The 6,799-nt window shown below is 38.2% G+C and carries 7 protein-coding genes; 5 read left to right on the top strand and 2 right to left on the bottom strand.

The window, feature by feature from the left end; all coding sequences use genetic code 11:
* A partial coding sequence (locus ACTNES_RS10825) for a TetR/AcrR family transcriptional regulator (RefSeq protein ID WP_441039268.1) occupies positions 1-248 on the bottom strand: 248 nt, incomplete at its 3' end.
* Between the two features lie 234 nt (positions 249-482).
* Here ACTNES_RS10825 and ACTNES_RS10820 point away from each other — a divergent pair.
* Complete coding sequence (locus ACTNES_RS10820) at positions 483-1,151, top strand: nucleotide-binding protein (protein WP_441039267.1); 669 nt, start codon at positions 483-485, stop codon at positions 1,149-1,151.
* A 102-nt stretch (positions 1,152-1,253) separates the two neighbouring features.
* Entirely contained in the window at positions 1,254-1,853 is a 600-nt protein-coding gene (locus tag ACTNES_RS10815) for a sugar O-acetyltransferase (RefSeq protein WP_300335988.1), read from the top strand.
* Positions 1,854-1,998: 145 nt separating this feature from the next.
* On the opposite strand, the gene ACTNES_RS10810 is transcribed toward ACTNES_RS10815, so the two are convergent.
* Positions 1,999-3,024: a LacI family DNA-binding transcriptional regulator gene (locus tag ACTNES_RS10810; RefSeq protein ID WP_441039266.1), complete on the bottom strand. Its 1,026-nt coding sequence runs from the start codon at positions 3,022-3,024 to the stop codon at positions 1,999-2,001.
* A 218-nt stretch (positions 3,025-3,242) separates the two neighbouring features.
* On the opposite strand from ACTNES_RS10810, the gene ACTNES_RS10805 reads away from it, so the two are divergent.
* The 3 genes from ACTNES_RS10805 to ACTNES_RS10795 are packed head-to-tail and all read left to right on the top strand — an operon-like array spanning position 3,243 to position 6,786.
* Positions 3,243-4,181 carry an ABC transporter permease gene (locus ACTNES_RS10805; RefSeq protein ID WP_008706704.1) on the top strand — a complete coding sequence of 313 codons (939 nt, stop codon included), beginning with the start codon at positions 3,243-3,245 and terminating at the stop codon, positions 4,179-4,181.
* 12 nt (positions 4,182-4,193) lie between these two features.
* Positions 4,194-5,087 carry a carbohydrate ABC transporter permease gene (locus ACTNES_RS10800; protein ID WP_008706703.1) on the top strand — a complete coding sequence of 298 codons (894 nt, stop codon included), beginning with the start codon at positions 4,194-4,196 and terminating at the stop codon, positions 5,085-5,087.
* 19 nt (positions 5,088-5,106) lie between these two features.
* A complete protein-coding gene (locus ACTNES_RS10795) occupies positions 5,107-6,786 on the top strand; it encodes an ABC transporter substrate-binding protein (protein WP_008706701.1) in 1,680 nt (559 codons plus the stop codon).
* Positions 6,787-6,799: the final 13 nt, after the last annotated feature.

Below are 6,799 nucleotides of genomic sequence, written 5' to 3'. Positions count from 1 at the left end.
TCCAGAAACAGTGCCCTGTATTGTGATTCCATCTGTATTTTCTGACAGAACGGATAGGAACAGCTTTTTTGATTTAGACAGAATAAATGATCTACAGTTGTTAACATATCCTGAGTCATATCATTAAAAATATCTGATAATACATCATAGATATCGTAGTAATGAAGATAAAAAGTGCCACGGTTGATTTCAGCATTTTTGCAGACCTCTGTAACTGTAATTTTCGTAAAACTTTTCTGCTTTAACAATTCTAAGAACGTATCTTTTATGGTTTGTCTGGTATAGCGGGTACGGCGATCTTGTTTTTTCTGACATTATATACTCCTGTATTATTTGGGATCATATGATTCCTCAACAATTTTTTGATGTGTTGAGTAACCATACAAATCTCACAGACTGATTATTGTAATTTATATAGTAACAACTATAATGAGGTTTAAAGAAAAAGTCAACAGATTGTTCAGAGTTTTAGGAGGAAAAACATGGGACATGTAATTGCAGTATCAGGAAAAGGCGGCGTAGGAAAAACAATTCTTTGTGGATTGCTGATCCAGTATTTATGTGAAAGCGGAAAACGTCCGGTCCTGGCGGTGGATGCAGATGCAAATGCAAATTTGAACGAAGTGCTCGGTGTTGAGCCGGAGATCACACTTGGGGAGCTGAGAGAAGAAATTGAGCGGGCAGGCGTAGACCCACGATATCAGATTCCCTCCGGTATGACAAAACAGGCATATCTGGAAATGCGTCTTTCTGATGCGATTGCAGAAGAAGACGATTATGATTTGATGGTAATGGGACGAACCCAGGGACAGGGCTGCTATTGTTTTGTAAATGGCCTTGTGCAGACCCAGGTTCAGAAACTGCAAAGTCATTATCCATATATTGTGGTTGATAACGAAGCAGGTATGGAACATATCAGCAGAGGAATCCTGCCAATGATGGAAGTTGCCATTCTTGTAAGTGACTGTTCCAGAAGAGGTGTTCAGGCAGCCGGACGTATTGCAAAGCTGATGAAGGAGTTAAACTTTAAACCACAGAAAACTGGATTAATCGTGAATCGTGTTCCGGATGGAAAACTGGATGCCGGAACTCTGGAAGAAATCCGAAATCAGGGACTGGAACTGTTAGGGGTTGTACCACATGATCATTGACAGTGATTCTCCTTATCTATATATTATTGCAGTAGGAAAAACTTATCAAGTACTCGGAAATAACTAACTTGGTAATAAAATTTTTACTGGAGGCTATCAGAAATGACAGAAAGAGAAAAAATGGTAAGTGGAGAGTTATATGATCCAACGGATAAAGAATTGGAACAATTACGTTTGAATGCGCGTAAATTAGCAAGAAAATATAATTTGACAGATGAAGATCAGCAAGAAGAGCAAGCGCAGATATTGCGTGAATTATTGCCGGCAACAGAGGAACTTCCGTATTTACAGGCACCTGTCTATTTTGATTATGGATGTAATACTTTCTTTGTAAAATTCAGTTCTGCCAATTTTAATTTCACCTGTTTAGACGTATGTGAAATACATATAGGGGATAATGTGATGATTGGTCCCAATGTCACATTGGCAACTCCCATGCACCCATTTTTACCTGAAGAACGTAATATCAGAAAAAGAGAAGATGGAAGCTTTTATAATTTTGAATATGCGAAACCAATTACTATAAAAAATAATTGCTGGCTGGCATCCAATGTGGTTGTTTGTGGTGGTGTTACCATAGGAGAGGGATGTGTAATAGGAGCAGGAAGTGTTGTGACAAGGGACATTCCTCCATATAGTCTGGCTGCCGGAAATCCATGCCGGGTTATTCGCAAAATAACTGAAAAAGATCATATGAAATAAGATAATACAATCAATAAAGGGGATGCCGGTTAATACCACTTTTCGGCATCCCCTTTTTGCCAAAATAATTAAGTATTCCAATATCCGATATGGCAGAAATATTTCTGGGGCAGATTGTATTCCGGAGAAAAATGAAAGGTTAGTTTTAACTGGTTGTATTACGGCGAATCAATATTGGAGTAATCTGTTTATGGACAGGCTTTTCCAGTGGTTTAGGGGAACGTTTTTTTTGTTCTTCCATCTGTTGAACCAGAAGCTCCATGGCAGTCTGTGCAATAATGTCAATCTGCTGACCAACAGTTGTGATTGGGAGAATTGCCTCACTGGCAATGGGAGAATTATCAAATCCTATGATTTCATAGAAAGAGGGTAATTCTCGGTATTTCTGGAAAATCAGGTTAAGAAACATGTTTGCATAAGTATCGTTGGCAAGGAAAATGCCTTTTTTTTGATTGGGATATTTCTCTTCTATTCTTGTAAAAATACGTCTTATTTCATTTAAAATTTCCTGATAAGAATTACCGCTTACACTTAGATCAATATCATAAGGAACCTGATATTCTTCACAGGTTTCCTTAAATGCGCGAATACGGTCGTAAGCAGGAACTGCTTTCTCAACATTGACATTGATGTGGATCAGTATATCACATTTATCACGGATCAGCAGAGTGGTAGCCTGAAGCGCACCCATATAGGTGTCAGTGGTAACACTGCTGATATATTCCGCTTCACGTTCAATGGCAACGATGGGAATCTGATAGGAGGATAATTGTTTTGATGACAGCGTATGACTTAAAACAATGAGACCTTCAATCTGATAGGATAGGAGCTCTTCAATATATTGCTGTTCTTCTTCAGCCTCATGTTCACTGCTAAAGATGAGAAATTTGTAGTGATAATCACTGTAGCTGGACAGCAGCTGTGTCAGCATTTCAGAATAATAATGCAGATAAAGATTCGGAATAATGATTCCGATAAATTCACTTTTTCCATTCGCCAGAACTTTTGCAAGTTTATTTTTTTTATATCCAAGGGTATCAAGGGCCTGAGAAATTTTTTCCTGATTTTCAAGTGTAAGGGAATCAGGATGATTGAAATATCTTGATATTGTAGTTTTTGAAAAATGGGTATATGCTGCAATATCTGCAAATGTCACCTGTTTTTTTGACATGAAACTTATTCTCCTTATAAATAAATGCAAATATTTTTTTAAGTATAGCAATTATTATACAAAAAGGCAATATTAAAATAACCGATTACGTAACCGGTTATTTTAATGAAGAAAAGTGTTGACAGAGAGTGTGTGATGTAGTAACATCAGATTATAAAGTAACCGGTTACTTAACCGGTTTCGTGAACAATGTATGAAAGGAATGGAGGAAAAAGTGCATGAAAACAGTGCAGAACCAAGCAAAGCCCGTAAGCAAGCAGACGTGGAGAAATAAGGTTACGTATGTGAAGAAAAACTGGCAGTTATATCTTTTTTTCTTAATGCCGGGACTTTTACTGACAATCATTTTTAAGTATCTTCCGATGGGAGGGCTTTTGATTGCGTTTGAAGATTATAATGTAATCAAGGGAGTACTTGGAAGTCCATGGGTTGGACTTGAATATTTCAGACGTTTTTTATCATCACCGGATTTTATGAACTATCTGATGAATACATTAAAGCTGAGTATCTATGGATTATTATGGGGATTTCCGGTTCCGATTATTCTGGCATTACTTATGAATCGTATTCAAAAAACGGGGATCAAGAAAAAAGTACAGCTTCTGATCTATATGCCGAATTTTATATCTGTAATAGTACTTTGTGGTATGGTTCGTATGCTGTTATCACCGGTAGGACCTTTGAACAGGCTGCTTGGGATTAGCACAAACTGGATGACAATGCCATCTGCTTTCCGTACTATTTATATAGCAAGTGGAATCTGGCAGACTGCAGGCTGGGCATCTATTATGTATACTGCAGCATTATCTAATGCGAGCAAAGAGTTGGAAGAAGCGGCAGTTATGGATGGTGCAAACCTTTTGCAGCAGATCTGGTACGTGGAGCTTCCGGCGATTAAGAACATTATTGTAATTCAGTTTATCCTGCAGGCAGGAAATATTATGAGCATTGGATTTGAGAAGGCATATGCATTGCAGACAGATATGAACCTGCCGGCATCAGAAATTTTATCTACATATGTATATCGCATCGGTCTTTTGAACGGTGATTATGGTTATTCTACGGCGGTAGGTCTGTTTAATTCAGTTGTAAATGTAATTCTGTTGATTTTTGTAAACTGGGTTGTAAAGAAGCTGAATGATGGAGAGGGATTATAGGAGGAAGAGAAGATGGAGAAAAAGAAGAGAAAATATTCAAGGACAGATCGTCTGATCCTTGGAATTGGATTCACGATTCTTGGACTGTTTGTACTTTCTATTGCGATTCCAATTATATATGTAGTGCTTGCATCTTTTATGGATCCTACTGTTTTGAATAATCAGGGACTGAGCTCTGATATTAAGGACTGGACTTTGGATGCTTATAGAAGAGTACTGGAGAATGAGATGATCTGGCGCGGATTTTTGAATTCTTTTCTGTATTCATTTGCATTTACAGTGATCTCAGTTTTTGTAACATTACTGGCAGCCTTTCCTCTGTCTAAAAAAGAATTCGTGGGAAGAAAATTTTTTAATCTGATTTTTCTGATCACAATGTTTTTTGGGGGAGGAATGATTCCAACATTTATTTTGATCAATCAGCTGCATATGGTAAATACAGTATGGGCGGTTTTGATTCCGGGAGCATTTAACGTTTGGAATATGATTCTTGCAAGAACTTATTATCAGTCAATTCCGGCAGAATTAAGAGAAGCATCTGCAATTGACGGTGCTAATGAAATCCAGCATTTTTTCAAAATTATGATGCCGGTATGTAAACCGATCATTGCAGTACTGGCACTGTGGTCATTTGTCGGAATGTGGAATAGCTACTTTGATGCGATGATTTATCTGAACGATGCAAATCTTCAGCCACTGCAGCTGGTACTGCGTTCAATCCTGGTGCAGAATACTCCACAGCCGGGAATGATTGCAGATATCCAAAGCACAGCAGAGATGGCAAAGGTAGCAGAACAGTTGAAATATGCAACAATTGTAGTATCAAGTTTACCACTTTTAGTGATGTATCCATTTTTCCAGAAATATTTTGATAAAGGAATTATGGTTGGATCGGTAAAAGGCTAAAGAAAGGAATGATACAGATATGAAGAAAAACAGAGTAAGAAGTTTGCTTGCACTTGGACTTTCTTTAACAATGATGGTAAGTATAATGGGGTGTGGAAAACAGCAGAGGCTTGATGCTGAGATTAATCCGGATACACCGGTATCGGATGTACAGTTTCCATTGAAAGAAACAGAGGAGCTTTCTTTTATTACCAGTGCACCGGCCACTTCAACACAGGATCCAAATAAAAGAGTGATTTTCCAGAGAATGGAAGAACAGACAAATGTTCATATTGACTGGACCTGCTTTGTATCAGATCAGTTTTCAGATAAAAAGAATCTGGCGTTGGCTCAGTTTGGAAATCTGCCGGATGGACTGTTTAATGCAGGCATGAGTGATTATGATCTGTTACGTTATGCAAAGCAGGGAATAATTATTCCGCTGGAAAATCTGATTGACAAATATATGCCAAACCTTCAGGCTGTGTTTGAAAAATACCCGGAATACAGAACCATGTGTACAGCACCGGATGGACATATTTACTCTTTTCCGTGGATTGAACAGCTTGGTTCCGGAAAAGAAGCAATTCAGGCCATTGGAGATATTCCTTATATTAATAAGAAATGGCTTGATTATCTTGGTCTTGAGATTCCAACCACAACAGATGAACTGGAGCAGGTACTGATTCAATTTCGAGATCATGCAGATGATCTGAAACAAGAGTTTTCCATTGAAGGTGATGTAATACCAATGTCATTTATTATCAATAACGGAGATCAGGATCCTTCAATCTTAATAAATGGATTCGGAGATGGTTATGGGGACACAGGAGATCATTTTGCTGTAACAGATGAAGGTAAGGTGATTTATACAACGGTTCAGGAAGGATACAAAGAAGGTATCAAATGGCTGCATAAACTTGTGACAGAGAATCTGATCGATCCGGAAGCATTTACACAGGAATGGTCTACTTATGTTGCAAAAGGAAAGAATCACCGTTATGGACTTTGCTTCACATGGGATATTGCTAATATAGACAACAATACGGATTATGTGATGCTTCCGGCACTGACCGGACCGGATGGAATGAGAAATATCACCAGACAGAACAACAGTGAGACCAGCGGTTTTGACAGAGGAAGATGTGTGCTTACTACCAGCTGCCGTAACACGGCACTTGCTGCCGCATGGATCGATCAGATGTATGCACCCCTTCAGTCTCCGCAAAATAACTGGGGAACCTATGGAGAGAAGGATTCCTTTAATATTTTTGAGCTGTCTGTAAACAAAGATGGCGAAAAAATGTTAAAGCATATGGACTTAGGAGATCAGTCACCGGTGGAAGTACGTGAAGCGCAATCTGTAAATGGTCCTCTCGCTATATTAAATGAATATTATGGCGTATATGTAACACAGCCGGAAGATGCGAAATGGCGTCTGGATAATATGCATGAGACATATTTACAGGATATGAACAGCAAATATGTTTATCCTAATGTATTTATGAGTATTGATGATACAAACAAAGTGTCACAGTATGATACAGATATTAAGAAATATGCAGAACAGAAGAAAGCAGATTGGATCCTGAACGGAGGAATTGATGAAGAATGGGATTCTTATCTGAAAAAAATGGAGAAGTACGGGCTTTCCGATTACCTTTCAATCAAGCAAAAATATTTTGACCAGTATCAGGATTCATTAAGCAGTGAAAAATAAGAGAAGATATCAT

Source organism: Blautia sp. HCP3S3_D9 (assembly GCF_052063845.1).
In the GTDB taxonomy this organism is placed as follows: Bacteria; Bacillota; Clostridia; order Lachnospirales; family Lachnospiraceae; genus Blautia_A.
The sequence above is the reverse complement of the archived record's forward strand: the minus strand, read 5'-3'. Positions and strand labels throughout refer to the sequence as shown.